General features: G+C 66.2%; 21 protein-coding genes and 1 tRNA gene. 10 read left to right on the plus strand and 12 right to left on the minus strand.

Annotation, left to right across the window (positions count from 1 at the left end):
• Nucleotides 1-123 precede the first annotated feature (123 nt).
• Nucleotides 124-975, minus strand: a complete 852-nt coding sequence (locus BST27_RS22855; RefSeq protein ID WP_069417889.1) for a PE-PPE domain-containing protein — start codon at nucleotides 973-975, stop codon at nucleotides 124-126.
• A gap of 271 nt (nucleotides 976-1,246) precedes the next feature.
• On the opposite strand from BST27_RS22855, the gene BST27_RS22860 reads away from it, so the two are divergent.
• Together BST27_RS22860 and BST27_RS22865 are read left to right on the plus strand one after the other, a co-directional pair.
• Nucleotides 1,247-3,532, plus strand: coding sequence for an acyl-CoA dehydrogenase family protein (locus tag BST27_RS22860; protein WP_069417888.1), 2,286 nt, complete (start codon nucleotides 1,247-1,249; stop codon nucleotides 3,530-3,532).
• Complete coding sequence (locus tag BST27_RS22865; protein ID WP_069417887.1) at nucleotides 3,532-4,818, plus strand: FAS1-like dehydratase domain-containing protein; 1,287 nt, start codon at nucleotides 3,532-3,534, stop codon at nucleotides 4,816-4,818. The genes BST27_RS22860 and BST27_RS22865 overlap by 1 nt, the downstream gene beginning before the upstream one ends.
• Nucleotide 4,819: 1 nt before the next feature.
• Here BST27_RS22865 and BST27_RS22870 read toward each other — a convergent pair whose 3' ends face one another.
• Nucleotides 4,820-5,599, minus strand: coding sequence for an enoyl-CoA hydratase/isomerase family protein (locus BST27_RS22870; RefSeq protein WP_069417886.1), 780 nt, complete (start codon nucleotides 5,597-5,599; stop codon nucleotides 4,820-4,822).
• A gap of 187 nt (nucleotides 5,600-5,786) precedes the next feature.
• Between BST27_RS22870 and BST27_RS22875 the strand changes: the two genes are divergently transcribed.
• Nucleotides 5,787-6,422, plus strand: a complete 636-nt coding sequence (locus BST27_RS22875) for a TetR/AcrR family transcriptional regulator (protein ID WP_232007185.1) — start codon at nucleotides 5,787-5,789, stop codon at nucleotides 6,420-6,422.
• 35 nt (nucleotides 6,423-6,457) lie between these two features.
• Entirely contained in the window at nucleotides 6,458-7,630 is a 1,173-nt protein-coding gene (locus tag BST27_RS22880) for a cytochrome P450 (RefSeq protein WP_139805316.1), read from the plus strand.
• Here the strand turns inward: BST27_RS22880 and BST27_RS22885 are convergent.
• A complete protein-coding gene (locus BST27_RS22885) occupies nucleotides 7,604-8,263 on the minus strand; it encodes a TetR/AcrR family transcriptional regulator (RefSeq protein ID WP_069417884.1) in 660 nt (219 codons plus the stop codon). The two genes, BST27_RS22880 and BST27_RS22885, sit on opposite strands and share 27 nt — an antisense overlap.
• A 54-nt stretch (nucleotides 8,264-8,317) precedes the next feature.
• On the opposite strand from BST27_RS22885, the gene BST27_RS22890 reads away from it, so the two are divergent.
• Nucleotides 8,318-9,472, plus strand: a complete 1,155-nt coding sequence (locus BST27_RS22890; protein WP_069417883.1) for a phosphotransferase — start codon at nucleotides 8,318-8,320, stop codon at nucleotides 9,470-9,472.
• Between the two features lie 12 nt (nucleotides 9,473-9,484).
• On the opposite strand, the gene BST27_RS22895 is transcribed toward BST27_RS22890, so the two are convergent.
• Nucleotides 9,485-10,051 (minus strand): TetR/AcrR family transcriptional regulator, encoded by a 567-nt coding sequence (locus BST27_RS22895; protein ID WP_079219530.1) that lies wholly within the window; start codon nucleotides 10,049-10,051, stop codon nucleotides 9,485-9,487.
• A gap of 119 nt (nucleotides 10,052-10,170) precedes the next feature.
• Between BST27_RS22895 and BST27_RS22900 the strand changes: the two genes are divergently transcribed.
• On the plus strand, nucleotides 10,171-11,136 hold the full coding sequence (locus tag BST27_RS22900; RefSeq protein ID WP_079219531.1) for an oxygenase MpaB family protein: 966 nt from the start codon (nucleotides 10,171-10,173) through the stop codon (nucleotides 11,134-11,136).
• Between the two features lie 158 nt (nucleotides 11,137-11,294).
• Here the strand turns inward: BST27_RS22900 and BST27_RS22905 are convergent, their stop codons facing one another.
• A complete protein-coding gene (locus BST27_RS22905; RefSeq protein WP_083148642.1) occupies nucleotides 11,295-12,584 on the minus strand; it encodes an HNH endonuclease signature motif containing protein in 1,290 nt (429 codons plus the stop codon).
• 192 nt (nucleotides 12,585-12,776) lie between these two features.
• Here BST27_RS22905 and BST27_RS22910 point away from each other — a divergent pair, with 192 nt between their 5' ends.
• On the plus strand, nucleotides 12,777-14,309 hold the full coding sequence (locus BST27_RS22910; protein WP_069417880.1) for a PPE family protein: 1,533 nt from the start codon (nucleotides 12,777-12,779) through the stop codon (nucleotides 14,307-14,309).
• A gap of 39 nt (nucleotides 14,310-14,348) precedes the next feature.
• On the opposite strand, the gene BST27_RS31600 is transcribed toward BST27_RS22910, so the two are convergent.
• The 3 genes from BST27_RS31600 to BST27_RS22915 all read right to left on the minus strand — a co-directional run bounded on the left by BST27_RS31600 (nucleotide 14,349) and on the right by BST27_RS22915 (nucleotide 15,962).
• The gene (locus tag BST27_RS31600) at nucleotides 14,349-14,840 is read right to left on the minus strand and encodes a hypothetical protein (RefSeq protein ID WP_139805313.1); all 492 of its coding nucleotides are present in this window, start codon (nucleotides 14,838-14,840) and stop codon (nucleotides 14,349-14,351) included.
• Nucleotides 14,837-15,013 carry a hypothetical protein gene (locus BST27_RS32540; RefSeq protein ID WP_156789250.1) on the minus strand — a complete coding sequence of 59 codons (177 nt, stop codon included), beginning with the start codon at nucleotides 15,011-15,013 and terminating at the stop codon, nucleotides 14,837-14,839. Before BST27_RS32540 ends, BST27_RS31600 begins: the two co-directional genes overlap by 4 nt.
• 82 nt (nucleotides 15,014-15,095) lie before the next feature.
• The gene (locus BST27_RS22915) at nucleotides 15,096-15,962 is read right to left on the minus strand and encodes an A1S_2505 family phage non-structural protein (protein ID WP_079219532.1); all 867 of its coding nucleotides are present in this window, start codon (nucleotides 15,960-15,962) and stop codon (nucleotides 15,096-15,098) included.
• A gap of 114 nt (nucleotides 15,963-16,076) precedes the next feature.
• On the opposite strand from BST27_RS22915, the gene BST27_RS22920 reads away from it, so the two are divergent.
• On the plus strand, nucleotides 16,077-17,015 hold the full coding sequence (locus BST27_RS22920; protein WP_069417879.1) for an ARPP-1 family domain-containing protein: 939 nt from the start codon (nucleotides 16,077-16,079) through the stop codon (nucleotides 17,013-17,015).
• A 74-nt stretch (nucleotides 17,016-17,089) separates the two neighbouring features.
• Nucleotides 17,090-18,529 carry an ADP-ribosylglycohydrolase family protein gene (locus BST27_RS22925; RefSeq protein WP_069417878.1) on the plus strand — a complete coding sequence of 480 codons (1,440 nt, stop codon included), beginning with the start codon at nucleotides 17,090-17,092 and terminating at the stop codon, nucleotides 18,527-18,529.
• Nucleotides 18,530-18,599: 70 nt separating this feature from the next.
• Here BST27_RS22925 and BST27_RS22930 read toward each other — a convergent pair.
• The 3 genes from BST27_RS22930 to BST27_RS22940 all read right to left on the minus strand — a co-directional run bounded on the left by BST27_RS22930 (nucleotide 18,600) and on the right by BST27_RS22940 (nucleotide 19,757).
• A tRNA-Ser gene (locus BST27_RS22930) sits at nucleotides 18,600-18,689 on the minus strand.
• A 29-nt stretch (nucleotides 18,690-18,718) separates the two neighbouring features.
• Nucleotides 18,719-19,177, minus strand: coding sequence for a nucleoside deaminase (locus BST27_RS22935; RefSeq protein WP_083148644.1), 459 nt, complete (start codon nucleotides 19,175-19,177; stop codon nucleotides 18,719-18,721).
• A 58-nt stretch (nucleotides 19,178-19,235) separates the two neighbouring features.
• Entirely contained in the window at nucleotides 19,236-19,757 is a 522-nt protein-coding gene (locus tag BST27_RS22940) for a tRNA adenosine deaminase-associated protein (protein ID WP_069417877.1), read from the minus strand.
• Nucleotides 19,758-19,874: 117 nt separating this feature from the next.
• On the opposite strand from BST27_RS22940, the gene BST27_RS22945 reads away from it, so the two are divergent.
• Nucleotides 19,875-20,819: a prephenate dehydrogenase gene (locus BST27_RS22945; protein WP_069417876.1), complete on the plus strand. Its 945-nt coding sequence runs from the start codon at nucleotides 19,875-19,877 to the stop codon at nucleotides 20,817-20,819.
• Here the strand turns inward: BST27_RS22945 and BST27_RS22950 are convergent.
• Complete coding sequence (locus BST27_RS22950; protein WP_069417875.1) at nucleotides 20,782-21,381, minus strand: putative glycolipid-binding domain-containing protein; 600 nt, start codon at nucleotides 21,379-21,381, stop codon at nucleotides 20,782-20,784. The genes BST27_RS22945 and BST27_RS22950 overlap by 38 nt on opposite strands.
• Nucleotides 21,382-21,385: the final 4 nt, after the last annotated feature.

Below are 21,385 nucleotides of genomic sequence, written 5' to 3' on the forward strand. Positions count from 1 at the left end.
GGTGTTTGGGTGGGTCCGGTCTGGGTGCCGGTTTAGGGTTTCGTTTTTGCCACCGAGATTGCGGCGACGGCTGTGCTCCGGGCCCCGATCACGACCGTGGCGGCAATCTCGGCGTCCACCCGGTCAGTAGGGCGGCGGCGGTGCCTCCATCGGCCGGCGGTACGCCGCTTCAACGCTGGGGCGAAGCTGCATGTCGGCGATGCGTTTCGACGCGTCCGATGTCGTCAGGTTCAGCGTGACCATCGGCAGGTAATAGGTCACGGGTGATCCCAATATGTAGGTCGCATTTCCCTCGACATAAGTCTTGTTCGACGGATCGTTGAGACCGATGTTGCTGTAGTCGCCGTGCACCTGACGGTATTGGCCCCCACCCCCGACCCACATGGCAGCAAACCTGTTCATTCGCGCGGTGGAATTCGAAAGATCATTGGGGCAGTCGGCCCAGAAATCGTATTGCCGGGAAATGACCTTGACCGTGTAGCGGGTGTCGATCGGAAAGCCCTTTCCGCCATAAGCGGCCGTGCATCCGCTGTTCGGTATGCTCATGCAGCCGTTGTACTTGCTTTCCGGATCGCCGGTGAGAACAAAGGTCACCGTCGCCGGATCGATATCACTTCCCGGGCCGAATCGACGCAGCCAGTCGTCTATGACCTGCGCACCTTCGCTGTGGCCGAGGACGATCTTCGGTCCCGCGGTGGCATGCAGATATTGATCGAGCGTGTCGGCGCCGCGGTGCACATTGATCGCCGCGGGAAGGTTGGCGTACGGGACCCGGACCGTGGTATTCGGCGGCCAGAACAGCTCACCCCGCAACCAGTTCGTGGGCAACCGGCGAAATGCCGGGTCAAGGGTGAAGACCGTCGCGGGAACCGCTTCGTCGGCCGCATGGGCAACCGTAGGCGTGACAGCAGCAACATTGCCACCGATTGTCAGCAACAAAGCGATCGAAGCCAACGAGCGGCTTAGCGACGCCATCCCATGCCCCCCGCCACCACAGCAGAATCAGCACTCGCATACATACCATCGAGGCCGTCAATTACCGCTGTCTGCGTAATGAATCGACACCATATTGACGCCGTGTCTTTACGCGTCGTCGCGCCGAGGTGCCGAGAGGCCAAGAGCCCCCAACACGCGATTAAGACGGTTGATACTCTATAGACGATTTGAGTATCACACGGTCGTTTCAGTGCGAAAGGCCAGGCCAATGACGGCTTCGACGACAACGTCGACCTCAGGGTGAAATCCGTTGTCCGCTGACGAAACCGACTGGCAGCACCGCCTGCAGCGGCTCCTCGACGATTTCGTCAGGCGGCCAAGGGATGTTACGGGCGACCGCATCGAGGCCGCCCGCCGCTGGCATGCCGAGCTGGTCGACAACGACCTGGCCGCCCCCGGATGGCCAAGGTCGGTCGGCGGATTGGAATTGTCGCTCGAGGACCAACTCGAGTACTACCGGATGACGACGGCCGCAGGCACGCCGCCGCACCCGTGCCCGTTGTCGTTCATCGTGGCGCCCACGCTGATCGCCCACGGCACCCAGGCGCAGAAGGCCCGCTTCCTGAAACCGCTGCTGCGGGCGGACGAGTTCTGGTGTCAGGGTTTCTCCGAACCCGGTGCGGGCAGCGATCTGGCATCGTTGTCCACCAAAGCAATTCGCGACGGGGACCGCTACCGCGTCACCGGGCAGAAGGTGTGGACGTCGATGGCCGCCCGGGCCGATTGGATGTTCGCCCTGGTGCGCACCGGTCCTCCGGGCCGTAGCACAGATGGCATCAGCTACCTGCTCATCCCGATGGACAGCCCGGGCATCACGGTGCGCCCGCTGCGCGACATCAGCGGCGCCGCACACTTCGCCGAGGTGTTTCTGGACGACGTCGCGGTGCCGGTGGAAAACATCGTCGGCGAGGAGGGCCGCGGGTGGGAGATCATGCGGACCTCGCTCGGCCACGAGCGGGCCACCGCCTTCCTGGCCGACGAGTTCAAATACCGCCGCACCGTCGACCGCGTCGTCGCGCTGCTCGCCAAGAGCGGGTTGACCGCCGACCCGTCGGTGCGTCAGGACATCGCGCGACTGGAGTCGGGGGTGCAAACGATCGCGGCCAACAGCGCACGCGCGCTCGCGACGGTGCTGCGCGGCGAGGATCCCGGCGGGGTCGCGTCGGTGAACCGACTGGTGAAATCGGAGTTCGAACAACACCTGCACGCGCTGGCGTTGCGGGCGCTGGGACCGCGAGCGGTTTTGGGCAGTCGGGCCGCGATCGCCGCGGACGGCGGGCGCTGGACGTACGGGTATCTGATGAGCCGGGCCACCACCATCGGCGCGGGGACCGCCGAGATCCAGCGCAACACCATCGCCGAAACCGTCCTGGGCCTGCCGTCACACCGCGGTGAGAAGACCCGCGAAGCCGCGGTGGCGCCAGGGGCGCCGCTGGCCCTGCCCGACGACGACGAGCGTGAACTGCGCTCCGTGCTGGCCAAGGCACTGGACGCCTGCGTCGACGTCGGGGCCGTTCTCGACCGCGCCCGGCCGGTCGGTTCGTGGGATCGCCGCGCGTGGGCGGCGCTGGTGGAATTCGGGCTCCCGGGTCTGGCACTCGACGAGTCGCTGGGTGGGGCCGGGGCGCGGCCGCGGTTGCTCTACGCCGCGGTGGAAGAGGCCGGCAAAGCTCTGACGGCGGCGCCGCTGGTGCCGACACTCGGTGCGTTGGCGGTGGCGTGCAGCGTCGGTGCGTCCGACGTGGCACGGCGGATCAGCGGTGGCACACCCGCGGCGTTCGTCGTCCCGCTCGACGACTCCGGTTGGTGCACAACGGGTTTGCCCCGCTGTGACAGTGACGGCGTGACCGGCTCGGTGCCGATCGTGGCGGGCGCGCCCGCCGCAGAGGTGCTGCTGGTACTGGCTCGCGACGGCGACGCCGACGTCGTGTTGAGCGTCGACCCGAGCGGGCCCGGTGTGACCGTCACCCCGCACCAATCGCTGGACCTGACCGCCACGATCGGCTCGGTCGACTTCGCCGACGCCCCGGCCACGTTGCTGGCAACCGGCGATCGGGTGCGGGACGCGCTGGCCGCCGCGCGTCGGGTGGCCGTACTCGCCGTCGCCGCCGACTCGGTCGGGGTGGGATCGCGGGCGCTCGAGATGGCCGTGCGTTGGGCCGGCGAGCGTGAGCAGTTCGGCCGCCCGATCGGCAGCTTCCAGGCGATCTCACACCGCTGCGCGGACATGGCCGTCGCGCTGGAAGGCGCCCGCAGCCAGGTCCTCGCCGCGTCCGCCTGCCAGGCCGATGCCGAACATTTGGTGGACCTAGCGGCCGCGGCCGCGCTGGACGCCGCGGTGCTTGCGGCGGAGGCCGCCATCCAGATCCACGGCGGCCTGGGCTTCACCTGGGAGCACCCGGCGCATCTGCTGCTGCGCCGCGCCCAGGCCAACGCGGCCCTGATCGGTCGGGCCGACGCATTGCGCGAACGGGCCGTGCGTCGAATCCTGCCACCCTTCAGAAACGGGACGCTCAGCGAATCCAAGGAGAGTTGATGACCACCACAGAGGACGACACCGCGGCCGTCGAGGGCCGGATCACCGACGAAGACATCGAACGGGCCCGCGCTCAAATCGGCATTCCGGTCTACAAGTCCGGCGAACTGTGGAACCGGGTGCCGTCCCAGGATGTCATCAGCCACTTCGCCTTTGGCTGCGGGGATGACAACCCGCTGTTCCACAGCCCGGCGTACGGCGCCACGACGCGCTGGCACGATCAGATCGCGCCGCCGACGTTTCTGATCTCCACCGGGATCGACCAGACACCGAAATTCACTGACCCGGAACGCAAGAAGCTGTTCAAGGGGCTTTTTCGGGGCACGGGCAAGTACTACTCGGGCGTGAAATGGACCTGGTACAAGCCGGTTTACCCGGGGCGACCCGTCCTGGTCGAGCATTACACCCTGGACGTGGAGGTGAAGGAGAGCTCTTCCTTCGCGGGCGGCCGTTCGGTCAAGGAGACCTTCCGCAGTCTCTATGTCGACATCGACGGCAATCCGATTGCCACCCGCGACGAGTCCTACATCAACGCCGAGCGGCATGCTTCGAAGAAGGCCGGCAAGTACTCCCACATCCAGCGCCAGACCTGGACCGAGGAAGCACTGGCGGAGGTGGAGGCCGCCTATGAAGCCGAGGTCCGTCGCGGCGCCGATCCGCAGTGGTGGGAGGACGTCGAGGTCGGTGACCAGCTACCGCCGGTGATGAAGGGACCGCTGACCGTCGTCGACATCATCTGCATGCACATGGGTTGGGGCTGGGGTGGATACAGCGTCGGCCCGCTGAAGTACGCCCACAAGATGCGTAAGAGAATGCCGGCGTTCTTCGTGCCCGACGAGTACGGAGTGCCCGACGTGGTACAGCGTCTGCACTGGGATCCCGAGCGGGCCAAGGCGTTAGGCATACCCGCGCCGTACGACTACGGGCAGATGCGCGCGGCGTGGATCAGCCACCTGCTGACCAACTGGATCGGCGATGACGGCTGGCTTGCCGAGATGGAAGTCCAGACAAGGGGTTTCAACTACCACGGCGACATTCACCTCTGCACCGGAACTGTCACCGCCAAAGCTGGCCCGCAGGAAGCGGTCTCGGTGGACGTGGCGGCCACCAACCAGCGCGACGAAGCTACCACCAAGGGCACCGCGAAGGTGTTGCTGCCCTCCAAGCAGACCGGAGCTGTGGCGCTGCCGGTTCCCGACGTCGAGTTGCGGCGCCGCGGCGCGCGGATTGCCTCGGCCAGAGGCGGCAAGGTGGGCGAGGAGCTGCGCCGCCTGCACGGCGAGTGAGCTAGCGGATGCGCGGCGGCTGCGTACCGCGGGTTGACGGACGGCGCGCTCCCGCGTTGCCGATGTGGGTGTAAGACAGGCCGTGGCGCTGCGCCAGCGACGGCGTCAAATCGCGAGCCTCCCACATCGCGCGCACGGTGCCTTGGATGGCCTGCGGCCGTCGCGCGGCGATCTCGGCGGCCAGTTGGGCCGCGCGCAAACGTAATTGGTCGTCGGGAACTACCTCCGTGACCAGTCCGATACGCAGTGCGGTGTGCGCGGACAAGCGCTCCTCGTTGCCCAGCAGCGCCCAGCGCATCACCTCGCCATAGGGCACCCCGAGCGCCAACATGCCCATCGGCTCCAATGCCGAGACGATGCCGGCATTGGCGTGCGGATCGAAGAACACCGCGTTCTCCGAACAGATCGCGAAATCGCACTCGTTGACGAAATACATCGCGCCGCCGGCCACCATCCCGTGCAACGCGGCGATCACCGGTTTCCACACCTTGTGGCCTTTGGGACCCAGTACCGCCCCCGGGTCTTCCTGGTTGAAGATCGGTTGTTCCCCCCACCACACGCCCTCGGAGATGTCGAGGCCCGTGCAGAAGGCGCGGTCGCCGTTGGCGCACAGGATCGCGACGTGGATGTCCTCGTCCTCGCGTACCCGGTGCCAGACCGCGGCCATCTCGTCGGCCATGCGCTTGTTGAAGCTGTTCAGCCGTTCCGGTCGGTTGAGGGCGACGGTCGCGACATGGTCACCGACGCTGAACTCGATCGTCTGCAGATCCATGTCGGTCATGGTCTTGTGATTCCCGTCTCATCGATTAGTCTCAAATTGATACTGCGCTGCCTGAGGGGTTGCACAATGTGCATCAAATCACAGTCGGCCCGAAAGGGGTGCTGAGGATGGACCGGCCACTCAGGGCTATCACATGACTGTTGACTTCCGTCCCGACAACCCGGAAGAAGATTTCGTGCGGCGCAGGTTGATTCACGCCGCCGAGGAAGTGTTCGCCGAAACCGAGCCCGGTGCCGTGCAGATGGAAGCGATCGCCAAAAGAGCGGGCGTTTCTCGCGCTACCGCTTTTCGCCGCATGGGCAGCATCTCCGAGGTGGTCGTGCAGGTCGCGATCCGTCGTGCGCAGCGGCATATTGCGGCCGTCCAGGAGCTTATGGCGGCGCAGACCGGGGTGTTCGCGAAAGTGGAGGCCGCGCTTATCTACACCGCACGTGAGCTGCCGACCGATGCGTCGATCGCTGCACTGATCGCCCAGCATTCCACCGGTAGCAACGATCCGCGAGTACACGAAGCCGCGGTCGGTGCGATGGGCCCGGTGGTGCGCGAAGGCCAGCGCAACGGTGAGATCCGCACCGACGTGCCGTTCGACGACCTCATCGATTTCCTCGTCGAACAGACCTACCTTGCAGCCGAAGGTGTCGACCGCTCAGAAGCCGCTGTGCGCAAGCGGTTTCGGCAGTTCGTCGTACCCGCAATCGAGGCGCGCGACGGCCACGGCGGTGACATTCTCTCTCGCGCAAGAGAACTCCGGGACACGGCGGCCGCGACGGCAGCCGCGGCGCAGAGCCTGGTCGAGCAACTGGAAGGAAGGACACGAACGTGAGCGGTGAAACCCAGGTGGGCGTGGGCCAGTGCCCGGTGGACAAGTTCGAACTGACCGCACTTGGCGGCCCCGCGCTGATCGGGTTCCAGAGCATCGACGACCGGCAGGACCGACTGCGCCCGGTGTTCCGCAACGAAGAGGGCAACGGCTACTGGATGTTCACCGATTACAGCGCGATCTTGGAAGGGTTGCAGCATCCGGAGTGGTGGTCGAGCAGCGTGATCGTGCCGACGGACCCGAACCCGCCATACAAGTGGATCCCGGTGATGATCGACCCGCCCGAACACGCCAAGTGGCGCCACGTGCTGGCCGAGTACTTCTCGCCCGGCCGGGTGAAGTCGCTACGAGGGGAGCATCGCCGACTGGCCGCGGAGTTGGTCGAGAAGATCGCACCGCAGGGCTCCTGCGACTTTGTCAAAGAGGTGGCGCGGGTGTTTCCGTCGCACATCTTCCTCAACATCATGGGGATGCCGGTCGAGCGCCTCGACGAATTTCTGGAGTGGGAAGACAAGATGCTGCACCAGACCGGCGTCGGCGACGAAGTCATGGCCGTCCGTCTGGAAGGCATGCAGCAGGTCGTCGCCTACTTCCAAACGCTGATCGCGGAGCGCCGCGCGAACCCGAACCCCGACGCCGACGACATTGTCAGCGCCGCGATCGGCTGGACCATTGACGGGGAACCGGTCGCCGACGGTGATCTGCTGAACTGCCTGCTGTTGCTGTTCATGGCCGGGCTGGACACCGTCGCAAGCCAATTGGCTTATGCCATGTTGCATCTGGCGACCCACCCCGATGACCGAGCACGGCTGGCAACCGAACCGTCGATCATTCCACTGGCCGTCGAGGAACTGCTGCGCGCGTATCCAATCGTTCAGACGGCCCGGAAAGCCACCCGCGACATGGACTTTCACGGTTGCCCGGTCAAAGCCGGTGACATGGCGTCATTTCCGCTGGCGGCCGCTGGGCGTGACGAGACGATCTTTCCCGATGCCCGTCACGTCGACCTGGACCGCGGGGTCTCCCGACACATTTCGTTCGGCGCCGGTCCGCACCGTTGCCTCGGCTCACACCTGGCCCGCCAAGAGATGACCGTCATGCTCGAGGAGTGGCACCAACGCATTCCGGATTATCGGGTGATCAACCAACCCGTCGAGCATGCCGGACAGGTCTTTGGTCTCGACTCACTCGAATTGAGTTGGGACCGTTGATCGCGCATCTGGCCCAAACCCCGGCATCAGGGGTGCCAGCAACGTCGTGATCATGCGGCGCACCTTGGCCTCGTCATCGAGGGACGCGCCGAGTTCCGGTGCCAGCCAGACACTTCCGAAGAAGCGCAGGAGAAGTTCGGCGATCGATTCGGTGTCGGTGCTGACACCGATGTCGGCCGCCGTCCGGTCAAGGTAGCGCCTCAGACCGTCGAGTTGGAACTGCGTGAGGCGGGGATCGCGATGTAGCGGTAGCGCGTCGTCGTCCTCGGCGAGTCGGCGGGCGACCGGGTGGGTGCGGATGACCCCGACCGTGTGCACCGACAACTCGACGAGGCGCTCGAGGGGATCGTCGATCGCGCCGCCCTTCTCCCCGAACTCGGCGACCAGGCGTTGCAGCTCGCGCGCCAGGGCCTGCCTGATCAGGTCGTCCTTCGATTCGAAGCGGCGGAAGACCGTCGCGCGGCCCACCCCGGCGGTGCGGGCGACGTCCTCAACGGTCATGCGTTCCATGCCGTATCGCGCCAGGCAGCGCAGCGTGGCTTCCAGGATCGCGGTGTCCGACGCGTCCCGTTCCACCGGGCGGGCGGAGAGCGCGCCGGCCAGGAGGTTGCCAGCCTTCCGCGTGGGACTCATTGGCGATTACAGTATCATCCGTCTCACGCGGTTTACGGTCCCGCGAGGAGGACGATGAAGCCCGGCAGCACCACCCGCGCGATTGTGGAAACCGCACTGGCGGTATCGCCGTGGTTGCCTGCGCCCAAGCCACATTCGGCCGACGGAGTCGATGCGCGCTGGCTGTCGCAGCAGTTCGCGGGCCGCGCGCCCGGAGCGGTGGCCGAGGCGCTGGTACCGCTGGACGGGACCACCGGCACGACCGACCGTCGCCGCCTGGGGATCGAATGGAACGCCGCGGGCATTGCCGCGAGCCTGCCTTCGAGCGTGTTCGTCAAGTCCACGCCGCTCTCGGCCAAGAACCGTACGATGGTCGCCGCGCTCGATATGGCGATCAATGAGGTGCGCTTCTATCAACAGCTGCGGCCCGAGCTCGGCGACGACGTCGCGCCGGCGGTGTATGCCGGCCACGCCGGACACGGAGCCCGTCATCTGCTGGTGCTTGAAGATCTCGTCGCCTCCGGCGCACGATTCCTCGCCAAACCGGATGAGGTCGACCTGGCCTATGCGCAGGGCATGATGCGCGCCCTGGGGAAGTTGCACGCGGCGTTCTGGGAGAGTCCGCGGCTGGCGGACGACCTGTCGTGGATCGCGCCCGAGAGTCGGCGGCCCGGCTTCAAGCTGTTGCTCTGGCAGTTCCGCGCCATGCGCAAGAAGCTGTTGTCGTCGGACGAGCACGACCTCAATCCGGCGGTGCGACGCATGGCAACCTTCGTCAACGAGCACGACCGAGCGCTGCACGCCCGTTGGGAACGCGGACCGCAGACTGTGCTGCACGGTGACGCGCATGCCGGAAACTCCTACGGACTGCCGGACGGACGCGGCGGTCTGCTGGACTGGCAGGTGATCCACCGTGGCCCGGGGATCCGCGAAGTCAGTTACTTCTGCACCCACTCCATACCCACGGAACTGCGTCGCGCACACGAGGAGTCGTTGGTGCGGCTCTATCTGGAGACGCTGGCCGAGCATGGTGTCGAGGACCCGCCGGACTTCGACACGGCCTGGCAGGCCTATCGGTTCTTTGCGTTCGACGCGTGGGACTCCGTCGGGCTGTGTGTGGTGTGGCCGGGACTGCAGCCGGCGGAGTTTGTGGTCGAAGGATTTCGGCGGGCGAACCTTGCAGTGCTCGACCTCGAAGTGGACAAGGCGGTCATGGGGGCGCTCGCGTGAGCGCTATATCGGCTATCTCGGGGTCAGCGACAACGTGGTGAAGGTCGTGATCAACCGGCTGAGTTCGTCGATGAACTCCTCGCGTCCGATCGCGGGTTCGTCGAGCACGTAGCGAATTGTGATCTGCTGCAACGCCTGTACGGCCATCCACACCATCGCCGGGCGTTGCCGGAGCGGTACGGCGTTGGTGGCGCCGGCCAGGTAGCCGGCCGCGAGGTCGGTGGCGCGCTGTTGGATGGTCTTGATCTCGTCCGAGCCGCCGAGTCGGGGCATCTGCTCGACGAGAACGCGGACCAGCTCCCGGTTCTTCTCGGTGGCGTCGAGCACTGCGACGACGACATGTCGCACGGGATCGGCGCCGCGCGCGGGTGGCTCGTCGAACGCTTGGACCAGTTCACCTGCAATGCGTTGGATCATCCGCTCGACGGTGGCGGCGACGATGGCGTCCTTGTTCGGGAAGTATTGGTAGATGCTGCCGGGACTGATCCCGCTTTCGGCGGCGATGCGGTGGGTGGAAACGCCGTCATAGCCAGACACGTCAAGAATGCGAGCGGCGGTGTCCAGAATCCGGTCGACCATCTGGCGAGAACGCTCTTGCCGAGGGATCTTCCTAGGGATTTGTCGCGCCACGCTCGGACTCCGATCCTCCGGTAAATGCGACTATTATGCGACTAGACATTCGCATTAGGCTAGCGGGCATGGTTGACGTGGCCGCTTCGGCGGAGCTCCGGGCGGGGCTCAGCTTGTCAGATCGCTTGCTGGACCGGGTGTTTGAACCCGTGCGCCGGGAGTTCTTCAAGGGCGTCCGATTCGACGAGCCCGCCGGGGACCCCGGCTGGTACGGACCCGGCAGCGCGGTTTGGTACGTCCACTCGCACCTGAGCACGTTCCAGATCGGCTTGGCCGCCGCGGCCATGATGGAGACGCTGCATCCGTCGATGGCGTGGATGGGCTACCAGCACACGCGCGCCATTGAACGTAGCGCGGACGGCGTCCCGACCGGCAACTTTGATGAGAAGGGAATGTCCTCGCGCACAGGGCATTCCGTTGCGTTCTTTCTCGGAGTGGCGATGGGACCGACCCCCGTGGCCGAGCAGGTCTGCCGCACGGTGCGCGCCATGCACGACAAGATCGAGGGGGTCCGCCCCGACGGGCACCCGTACCGGGCGAACGACCCCGAGCTGTTGACATGGAACTACGCGACGCAGGCGTGGGGTCTGGCCGCCGCACACACCGCGTATCACCCGCGCCCGTTGCAGGGTGAGCGCCTTGAACAGTTCTTCGCGGAGTACGCCCGGATGGGCGAGGCGCTTGGTGGCGTCAACGTACCCAAGACCCAGGCCGGCGTGATGCAGGTGCTTGAGGACTCGGTGCCGCATCTGGGCGTCACGTTGCCAACGGTGGGCTTTCTCAATCCGTTGGCCCCGTGGCGCTATCCGGTATATCAGCGGCCGTTGTATTCGCTAATCCATTGGGCCGTACAGGATTTGCATCCTCGGTGGGCGCAGCAGCTGATGAACACGCCTCAGTTCACGCCCGTCGGTCGGTTCGCCCGGCGCAAGGCGGTCAAGGCTCTGTTGAACAGTCTCGGCGGCGGGGCAATTCGAGAGGTCCGGCAGGCACGGGCGCGCGCTGCTGCTCGGGTGAGCCTCGTCGGCGCCTGACAATAGGTGTGCGGCCCCGGCTTGCTCGGCGCAGGCGTCACCGGCGCCGTCAGCAGACCATGAGGCGATCGCCGGAAGCGCTGGCGCATGCGCTAGCACCAATTCCAGCGGTGCGCCGGCGTTAGGCCAGCCCGACCCGCCCCGGGGGGACCCCTGGTCTAGTTGGTGGTCGGCGGTTGAGGTTCGTAGGGCTGGTACCACCACCAGTCGGCGCGTTCCCCGGTCGGCCCGGGACACGGCGGCACATCGGGCGGAGGCTGCGTCGGTGGCCGCGCGAGGGATGCCCCGGTCAACACGCGCCCGTCGCTGTCGGTGATACACAACCGGTCAGCCGGACCGGTGATGGTGATCAGACCGCGGTGATGCAGCCGATGATGAAACGGACACAACAACACCAGATTGCCCAGCTCGGTCGGCCCGCCATCCTCCCAATGCACGATGTGGTGAGCATGCAAACCCCGGCTGGCCCCGCACCCCGGGAACGCGCACGTCGAACGGCGATACTCCAAGGCCCGCCGCAATCGGCGACTGATCGCCCGCATGCTACGCCCGGCCCCGATCGGCTCACCATCACGCTCGAACCACACCTCACACGTCGCATCGCAGCCCAGGTACTGGCGCTCCTCGCGCGACAGGGCCGGACCCAGATGCAACGACCCCACCCGATCCTTGACATCGACATGCATCACCACCGTGGTGTGCTGCCCCTGCGGACGCCGCGCCACCTCGGCATCCCAGCCCGCCGCCACCAACGCCATAAACGCCTCCACTGTCGTGGGCATCGGCACCGCGAACTCACCACCACCGCCCCCGGCGGCCTCGCGGTCCTGCTTCCACTGTGCGATCAACCCATCCAGATGCGAACGCAACGCCGCATCGAACGTCGCCGCCTCCACCGTCGGCAACGTGATCCGCCAAACGCTGCACCGCTCATCACCGGTCTTGCTGATCGACGCCTGCGGCTCTGGCTCCGGCTTAGATCCCGACCCCGACCCGGACTCGGCTTCGGGCGCGGGGTCCGGACGCGGCTCCAACTTCACCGCCGTACGCAACTGACTGACCGTGGCCACCGCCGCCAACTCCGCGTAATGCTCATCCGAGCCCTCCCCGGCCCGCGCCGCGATCACCCCCACCTGATCCAGCGACAACCGCCCCTCCTTCAACCCCTGCACACACCGCGGAAACTCCCCCGACCGCCGCGCCACCGCAGCGATCGTGTGCGCATTACCCGGCGACACCCCCGTCTTCCAGGCCACCACCGCCGGCAACGACCGCGCCCCGGTCCTCCCCCACAACTGCTCCCCCTCGATCTGCGCGAACACCTCCACAATGCGCCCATCAATGGCATTGCGCTGACCACACAACTCCGCCAACTCGGCAAACAACACCTCCAACCGCTCCTTGGGAATCAACCCCGCCGCACCCGAAGAAGCCGTCGCCAAAGACATACCCCCATCAAAGCAGCCACCTACGACAAAACCGGGCCTGGCAAATCTGCGACTCGAAAATATCTGAGCCACAACGCAATTAGATACGCGTAGATGATTTCAACCTGACCGGGAACTTCTCGAACCACTGAAGCGACAACCACTACAGCTGTGCCGTTGGTATGTCGGTTCCCGGGGAGGGGGTTCCCTGGTATGGCGATCTGGATGGCGTTTCCTCCGGAGATACCCTCCGCTGAGCTCAGTAGCGGTCCGGGTCCGGGTGGCTTGTTTTCTGCTGCTCAGGCATGGAGTTCGTTGAGTGCCGAATATGCCTCGACGGCCAATGAACTCGCGGAAATCCTGGCGGGTGTGCAAGCCGGGGCATGGGAGGGCCCGACCGCCGCGCGCTACACCGCCGCCCACGTGCCCTATCTGGCGTGGCTGTCGCAAGCCAGCGCCAACAGCGCGGCCGTGGCCGCCCGGCACGAAGCCGTTGCAGCGGCATACGCCATCGCCCTCGCGGCGATGCCGACCCTGGCCGAGCTTGCCGCCAACCATGTGACGCACGCGGTCTTGGTCGCGACGAACTTCTTCGGGATCAATACGATTCCCATAGCGCTCAACGAGGCCGACTACGTGCGGATGTGGATTCAGGCCGCCACCACGATGACCGACTATGAGGCCGTCTCCAACGCGGCCGCGGCGTCTGCTCCCCATACGGAGCCGGCGCCATTAATCCAGCCGCTGCACGCCGAGCATGAGCATGAACCCGGACACGAGGATGAGCCCGGGCACGATCACGGCGGAATCATCGACAACGACGAGGGCGACCCAACGCAACTGAGTTGGTGGGTGAACCGGGTTACCCAGATCACCCAAACCTTAGGCCGGGATTTGGCGGACTTTCCTCAGAACCCGTCGGCGTCCCTCGCGCGGCTCGCCTCCGATATCCCGTTGCTCATTGCCGACGAGATCAGCCACGCGGGCGAAGTAATCAGCACCTTCCCGCAGTTGCAGGCGATTCCTTTTCTTCTGCCACTTGCCAACGTCGGCTTCGCGGGCGGGGCAGCAGGGCTGAGCGGGCTGGCGGGAATCGAGCCCGGCGTGGTTCCCGCCCCTACTGCCCCTATGCCGGCGGCCCCCGAGCCAGGCTTGCAAGGAGTCGGAATCTCTCCCATGCACGTGGCCGCCACCGCGACGCAGACTTCCGTGCCGACGTCGGCGTCCGCCACCACGGTGCCCACGGCGGGGACGCCCGGAAGCCCACCGCCGCCGGCCACCGGCTTGGCGGGCGGCATCTATCCGTACCTGGTCGGTGGGCCTGGCATCGGTCCCGACGCGGTAATGCGCGTCGGCGCCCAGCGCGGAGCCCCAGAACCGGACCTCGTCACCACGCCATCGGCCGCAGCCGCGTCGGCGCGCGAAAAAGAACGAGCACGCCGACGTCGAAAGGCAGCAATGCCGGATCGTGGTTACCGCCATGAGTTCGTCAGCCTTGATGACGACCCTATTGAGGACATGGACCGCAACGGCGCAGCGATGGGATCGGATCGAGGGGCCAGGGTGCTCGGATTCAGCGGCGTGGCATCGGATGCCGGCACCCGGGCGGCGGGGCTAGCGAGCGTAGGGCGTGGTGAATTCGGCCGCGCGCCCGTGGTGCCGATGCTTCCCGGCACATGGGCGACGGGCGAAGAAGACGGCGAAGGTGGGGATGGTGCAAGCCACTTCGAGAATCCGCGGCGTTAGCCGCACTACCTCGGGTAGTCGACCCGCGGGTGCCTGCAGTCAGCCAGTCCAGTTCGCCTGATGGTGCCGAACGCATGCGTAGTAAGCATCGTGGTCATTTGCGCGGGCGAGTTCGGCCGGGGGTCCGTTGTCCGGGTGCCAGGTTGCAGTGAAGGTGGGTTGCGCCGCCCATAACGTGCTCATGTCCATTCGTCGCCAGTAATGGCCGCCGGTGCCGTACCAATGGATTTCTATAAGTTGCCACGTGCGGCGCTGTTTCTTGGCCTCAGCGACGGTCTTGGGAACTCGAGGGTCGTCGTTATCCACCACTTCTTGCGTTGGCCGATAAAGCCATCTCCTCCAGCGCCAGCTCAGCTTGGGTGCACCGCCTTTGACACCGGAACCTGATACCCCGCTTGAGGATTCGACTTTGTTGGTCGCATCAGCTTTGCGAGTGGGCGAATAGGACGCGCTGGCCGCAGCCACCGTAGAAGTACTGGCCGCCGGACCGTCCCGATTTTGGTAGTAGCTGACCGTAACAGCAGGGATCACTGCTCGTCCCAGCCCACGGGAGACCAGCCCTTCGCCAGGTCGAAACCACCAGCGCTAACCGACGCCATGATCTCGTCGTGCAGGTCAGGACACGCACGATGCAGGTCGGCGGCATTTTCAGTTGCGTTGCGTAGCCACAGGTGATTGTTCGCCGAGCGGACCAGGGCGTCCACCCGCGCATCGATCTACGACTGCTCTACGACACGATCACCCGGGGCAACGAACGCCACGCCTGCGCCAATGCCCGTGATCGGCTCAGGGCTGTTCTTCCAGAACCGCTATGAATTCCGCAGGCAGAACTACGTTTTCGAGCCTTTGGACGAAGAGTGGGGCGATTTGGTGAGCGCGATAACCCGCGACGCCAGTGCCGATCGGTGTGACCAGGAAGCGCAACTCAGGATGCTGGCGCGCGTAGTCCAGGAAAGTTTCCACTTCTTTGACGAGCGTGGGGAAGTCGGTCATGGTGTCGATGGCGTAGGTCTGGCCCTGGCGGCCGTGGCCTTGGCCCCAGACGGCGCCGAACTTGAGGGCCTGGCGGGCGGCTCCGCCGTCATGCAGTCCGCGCGCGTTCGACCCGAAGACGAATACTTCATTCGGTTCAAGGCTCTCGATGCGATTGCTTGAGGTCAGCGAGCCCACAACAATCTTCTGGACCTGGTTGAGCGCTTCCAGTCGCGCCGCTTTCGGCAAGGACTGGATCTCTTCGACAGCGGCGGCGACGACTTCGCTGAGCGTCTTTCGTTTCGACACGGACTGCCTGGATGCGGCAACGGCCGCCGAAGCAGCATCGCGCTCATCGATCGGTTCGAATAACAGCGTGTGCTCCGGCATCCTGCTCGGCGAAAGGCCACGCAGCTCCGTATTGAACAGGTCGTCTAGCCCGGCGCCGAGCGCCCGCGCGATTGCTAGCTGGGCGCGGTGGGAGGCGTGGCGGGTCCCCGTTTCGAGTTGCGAGATGTAGGGGTACGAGAGCTTCGTCGCAGCGGCGAGGTCGGAGCGGGTCATGCCGAGTTCTTCGCGTCGACGCTTGATCCTTTCACCGACCGAGTCTCCCCCTGGGGGGAACTCTCCCCCTCGGGGGGATTCTCCCCCTCGGGGGTCGGGCCTGATAGCTCCGCTCATAGCCCCAAATTATCAGCAGCATTATGCATTGAGCAACGGCTGCGTTTGCTCTTTGCATACTTTCTCGCTATGCTCAGCGCATACTTACAAATACGCACATAGCATAGGAGCGCCATGACCCTGCACACCAACCCCACCCTTCCGCTGCTGCACGTCGGCAGGGGCGCCCAGTACGGCGCCTTGACCTTGTTTCCCGTCTGGGCCGACGGCGGCGCCGCCACCGGTCTTGAGTGGGACCTTGGCGCCCTCGACATCGGTGAGCAGCACGGTGGTGGGCAGGTGAATTCGCTGACCGCCGTGAATCTCGGCTCGAAGCCGGTCGTTCTCATCGAAGGCGACCTGCTCGAAGGTGGCTGGCAGACACGGATGGTCGCCCACTCGACCATCGTTGCCCCGAACGAGACGACCACCATTGGAGCGCTATGCGTAGAGCACGGCCGGTGGGAGCAAGGCGGCAGCCGTAGCCACCGTGCCGCCGGCCGCCGCGTCTCCGCAACGCTGCGGACCGCCCGCGACCGCGCTTACCAACGGGGTGCCAGCCCCCAGCAAGCGGTCTGGCACGGAATCGCGTCCCGCTACGAGACGCACGCGCCTACCGCAACCAGATCGTTCGCCGATCACCTCGACCGCGTCAGCTGCACCCGTGGCCAGCGGGGCGAGCGGCCGCTGCCGACCAAGCCGCTTGACGGCCAGCGTGGCGTGATCATCGGCGTCGGCGGACGGGTGCTCGGGATGGAGCTTCTCGCCACGCCCGCCGCGCTCGCCAAACGGTGGAACGGCATCCTTGAGGCCGCCCTTTTTGACGCGGAACACGCGCCTGAGGTGGCGACTTCCGGCCACCGGGCCCGTGCTTTCGCATTCAAGGTCGAGCAAGCGCACATCAACGTCGACCGCGAATCCCCTTCGGTCGTCACCCTCGCAGCGACCCAAGGCTCAACGCACCTTGGCGGGATCGCACTGCCAACAACGGAACGCTCAATCGACGCCGAATTCTGGCGCATCGTCCACCTCGCCGCATACAACCACCAGCACCCGCTGCTCGCGGGGATCTAACCCCCGCCGCAGCTCCCCCGCTGCCCCACCCGCCATCGAATGCAAAGCCCGGAAAACACCAGAAGGAGAACACTATGAACGACGTCCTGATGTCCCACCGCACCGACCGCGCGATCGGAGCCGTTGTCGGCTCTGCCGTCGCCGACGCCCTCGGCTCCCAATACGAGTTCGGCCCCGCCCATCCCGACGCCTTCGAGCCGACCTTCGGATTGTCCAAGTTTCGCCACGGAGTCGGCGAATGGACCGACGACACCCAGATGGCCATGCCGATCCTCGAGGAGCTCGCCAACGGCGCGTCCCTTAACGACTCGAACACCCTCGGCCGCATCCTGGCCGTGTGGGAGCGCTGGCACCACGACGCCAAGGACGTCGGCAACCAGACCCGCGCGGTGCTCGGCGCGCTCGGCGACGACGTAACCGAGGCTGCTGGACGTGCCGCCGCTGAGGCGGTCCACAAACGTCGCGGCTACAGCGGCGGCAACGGCTCACTCATGCGCACCGGCCCAGTCGCCCTCGGGTACCTGACGAACGGTCGCGAAGCGGAGCTCGCCGACGCCGCCGCGCGTATCGCCCAACTCACCCACTGGGAGCTGGACAACGTCGATGCGGTCGTGCTGTGGTGCCTCGCAATCCGGCACGCGATCCGCACCGGCGCGTTCGACCTGCGGGCCGGTCTCAAATTCGTCCCTGCCGGCGCGCGCCGCGACCGGTGGTCCGACCTCATCGACCAGGCAACCGCCGCCGGCGCCGACCCACGCGACTTCCAGCAGGACAACGGCAGGGTGATCGTTGCCTTCCTCGCCGCTGCCGCTGCGATCCAAGGTGCAACCGATTACCGCAGCGCGATCACTCGTGCAATTCGGGGCGGCGGCGACACCGACACCGTGGCCGCAATCGCCGGCTCCCTCGCCGGTGCCCTGCACGGCGTCTCCGGCATCCCGCTGTCCTGGCAGCGCAAGGTGCACGGATGGCCCGACTACGACATCCACGACCTGAGCGGGCTCGCTTTCCTTGCCACGCGCCAAGGTAAGCCGACCGCGGACGGTTACCCGACGGCGCCGACAGTGCCCAGCGCACACTTTCTCCGCACTGCACCGGTGCAGCACCCAGCCGACCCCGGTGTATGGCTCGGATCCCAGAACGCACTCGACGTACTGCCCGATTCAGTAACTGCGGTTGTCTCTTTGTGCCGCGTCGGCAACACCGAGGTTCCGAAAGGTGTTGAGTCGATCCGGGTTCGGCTGATCGATCAGCCAGGCCACAACTTGAACCTCGACTTCACCCTCGCCGACGCGACCGACCTCATCGCTGAACTCCGGGGCGAGGGCAAGGAAGTCTTCGTTCACTGTGCCGAGGCGCGCTCGCGCACCGCCGCGGTGGGAGCGCTGTATGCGATCCGGCACTGCGGCGCTGCAACCGAGCAGGCGTGGACGCAGGTCAAATCGGTGCTGCCCTACTTCGACCCGTCCCCAGAGAATCAGGACGCAGTCAACCGGCTCGCTTTAGAAGACTGATCATCCGAGCCACGCCATGAACGGCTGGAGTCTGATGGAAGCCCCCGAGGCGCGACTACGCAGAGGGCTGTGGCGGTGGCGGAGGGATTTGAACCCTCGGACGGTTTTAGCCGTCACACGCTTTCGAGGCGTGCTCCTTAGGCCGCTCGGACACGCCACCGCCAGGCAGCTTACCGAATCGGAGGCCCATCACCCCAATCGCTGGCGCGCGAAGAACGCTTCCAGCGGAGCGGCGCACTCCTGAGCCAGGATTCCGCCCCGAACCTCGGGGCGATGGTTGAGCCGACGATCGCGCACCACGTCCCACAGGGAGCCCACCGCCCCGGTCTTGGGCTCCCACGCCCCGAACACCAGTCGCGCAACCCTGGCCAGCACCAGCGCCCCGGCGCACATGGTGCACGGTTCGACCGTGACCGCCAGCGTCGCGCCCTCCAACCGCCATCCGTCGCCGAGCACCCGAGCCGCGGCCCGCAGGGCCACTATCTCGGCATGTGCGGGCGGGTCCCCCAGAGCCTCGCGGGCGTTCACCGCCCGCGCGAGCTCGTTGCCGTCGGCGTCGACGACGACGGCTCCGATGGGCACGTCGCGCGGTCCCGCCGTCCCAGCAACGTCCAACGCGGCACGGATCAGATCTTCGTCGCGGATCACCACGGCCGGACGGCGGCTACAGACAACCCGGCGACGACTGCAGCCAGCCCGACGGCGCTCACCGACCCAGCCGGTCGATCACCGCCGACAGCTGCTCGGCAAAGCCCATTTCCCGGGCGATGCGGCCCAGTTGCTCGTCGGCGTACAAGTCGGTCTCATCGAGGATGAGCCCCAGCACCGCGTCGGACAGCCCGATGTCCGACAGCAACCCCAGGTCGCCTTCCTCAAACGGATCGGCGTCCTCGAGGTCTTCGGGATCGATCTCGGCATCCAGACTGTCCAAAACTTCGGCGGCGATGTCGTAATCCAGCGCCGCGGTCGCATCCGACAACAGCAACCGAGTGCCTGCCGGCGCGGGTCGCACGATCACGAAAAACTCGTCGTCGACGTCGAGAAGCCCGAAGACGGCGCCCGCGCTGCGCAGCTCACGCAACTCGGTCTCAGCGGCCTTCAGACTGGTCAACGCCTTGGGACTCAGGGGCGAGCAGCGCCATTGGCCCTCCTCGCGCACGACTGCTACACCGAAGCCGTCCGGCGTATCCCCGGACGGCGATGGAGCGGCGGCCCGTTGTGCTCCCATGGGCGCCTACGGTAGTCGCTGACCAGGCCTCTGACCAGATGAGCCGGGACGAGCACCGCGCCCGCCGCCGAACTGTGCCAACCTAGGTCCGTGACTAGTAGTGTCGCGCGGCCTCCGGTGTGCGTACTCGGCCTCGGGCTGATCGGCGGTTCCATCCTGCGGGCCGCGGCCGGAGCGGGACGCGAGGTCTTCGGATACAACCGCTCCGTGGAGGGGGCGCAGGGCGCCACGTCGGCCGGCTACGACGCCAGCACCGACCTGGCCGAGACACTGGCCCGCGCCGCCGAAACCCAGGCACTGATCGTGCTGGCCGTTCCGATGCCGGCCCTGCCGAACATGCTCGCCCACATCCGCGAATCCGCGCCCGACTGCCCACTCACCGACGTCACCAGCGTCAAGCTCGCGGTTCTCGACGAGGTCGTCGCCGCCGGTCTGCAGGCTCGATTCGTCGGCGGCCACCCGATGACGGGCACGGCCCACTCGGGGTGGGCGGCCGGTCACGGCGGGTTGTTCAACCGTGCCCCCTGGGTGATCAGCGTGGACGAACACGTCGCTCCGGACGTGTGGGCGATGGTGATGACGTTGGCGCTGGACTGCGGCGCGGTAGTGGTCCCGGCCAAATCCGACGAACACGACGCCGCCGCGGCCGCGATCTCCCACCTGCCGCACCTGCTCGCCGAGGCGCTCGCGATCACCGCCGCCGAGGTGCCCCTCGCGTTCGCGTTGGCCGCCGGGTCGTTCCGCGATGCCACCCGGGTCGCCGGCACCGCGCCAGATCTGGTCCGCGCGATGTGCGAAAGCAACACCAGCCAACTGGTCCCAGTCACCGACACCGTCATCGACCTGCTGACCCGGGCCCGTGAGTCGCTGGCGTGCAACGGTTCGGTGGCCGACCTCGTCGACGCGGGCCACGCCGCGCGCGTCCGCTACGAGAGCTTCCCGCGCTCGGACATCATCACCGTCACCATCGGCGCCGAAAGATGGCGCGAACAGCTGGCGGCCGCGGGTCGGGCCGGCGGAGTGATCAGATCCGCTCTGCCAGTCCTGGATACTCGGCGATGAATCCGTTGGTGTCGACAGTCACCGTGGTGTTGGCCACGGGTGAGCGCAACTTGATTCCGTCGAGTCGACCTTCGGTCGAATAGCTCACGGTGTCTGCTGTGACCGTCATCGAGGGCACGTTCACGTAGACGATCGGCAGCGTCACCGACTCCGCGTGTTCGTGCAAACCGAGCCGTCGGATCGGCAGCGCGTTGAAGAACGGGCTCAACACCACGTCAAGGTCCAGCGCGCCGTTGTACCCGGCACGGCGCTCGCCCTGGTGATCGGTGATCAGCCACATGTTCTCTTCGTCACGCGCGATCGCGAGTTGGCGTTCGCGCTCCGCCAGGGTCACCGTCAACCCAAACCGCTTTGTGGCTCCGGATTCGTCGGTCTGCAGCTCGTAGAACGCGCCAAAGGCCGGGTTGGTGTCCGTGGCGGCTGCCACGATGCGGCCGTTTGCCTTAATTCGCTTGCCGGACAATTGGACTCGCACCGACTCCATGCGCATACAGTCCTGCGCGCGCCAAGTTAACATCGCCGGGATCACGCGCGGCGTTGGGTCAGGGGAGACTGCGTTCACGTAT

Origin of the sequence: Mycobacterium intermedium (assembly GCF_002086275.1) — a bacterium.
GTDB lineage: Bacteria > Actinomycetota > Actinomycetes > Mycobacteriales > Mycobacteriaceae > Mycobacterium > Mycobacterium intermedium.

What these genes read in the sequence shown, in the direction of transcription:
- BST27_RS22855 (WP_069417889.1), bottom strand. Translation starts at nt 975, where the DNA reads ATGGCGTCGCTAAGCCGCTCGTTGGCTTCGATCGCTTTGTTGCTGACA.
- BST27_RS22865 (WP_069417887.1), top strand. Translation starts at nt 3,532, where the DNA reads ATGACCACCACAGAGGACGACACCGCGGCCGTCGAGGGCCGGATCACC.
- BST27_RS22870 (WP_069417886.1), bottom strand. Translation starts at nt 5,599, where the DNA reads ATGACCGACATGGATCTGCAGACGATCGAGTTCAGCGTCGGTGACCAT.
- BST27_RS22885 (WP_069417884.1), bottom strand. Translation starts at nt 8,263, where the DNA reads ATGAGTCCCACGCGGAAGGCTGGCAACCTCCTGGCCGGCGCGCTCTCC.
- BST27_RS22890 (WP_069417883.1), top strand. Translation starts at nt 8,318, where the DNA reads ATGAAGCCCGGCAGCACCACCCGCGCGATTGTGGAAACCGCACTGGCG.
- BST27_RS22895 (WP_079219530.1), bottom strand. Translation starts at nt 10,051, where the DNA reads ATGGTCGACCGGATTCTGGACACCGCCGCTCGCATTCTTGACGTGTCT.
- BST27_RS22900 (WP_079219531.1), top strand. Translation starts at nt 10,171, where the DNA reads ATGGTTGACGTGGCCGCTTCGGCGGAGCTCCGGGCGGGGCTCAGCTTG.
- BST27_RS22905 (WP_083148642.1), bottom strand. Translation starts at nt 12,584, where the DNA reads ATGTCTTTGGCGACGGCTTCTTCGGGTGCGGCGGGGTTGATTCCCAAG.
- BST27_RS22910 (WP_069417880.1), top strand. Translation starts at nt 12,777, where the DNA reads ATGGCGATCTGGATGGCGTTTCCTCCGGAGATACCCTCCGCTGAGCTC.
- BST27_RS22915 (WP_079219532.1), bottom strand. Translation starts at nt 15,962, where the DNA reads ATGAGCGGAGCTATCAGGCCCGACCCCCGAGGGGGAGAATCCCCCCGA.
- BST27_RS22920 (WP_069417879.1), top strand. Translation starts at nt 16,077, where the DNA reads ATGACCCTGCACACCAACCCCACCCTTCCGCTGCTGCACGTCGGCAGG.
- BST27_RS22925 (WP_069417878.1), top strand. Translation starts at nt 17,090, where the DNA reads ATGAACGACGTCCTGATGTCCCACCGCACCGACCGCGCGATCGGAGCC.
- BST27_RS22940 (WP_069417877.1), bottom strand. Translation starts at nt 19,757, where the DNA reads ATGGGAGCACAACGGGCCGCCGCTCCATCGCCGTCCGGGGATACGCCG.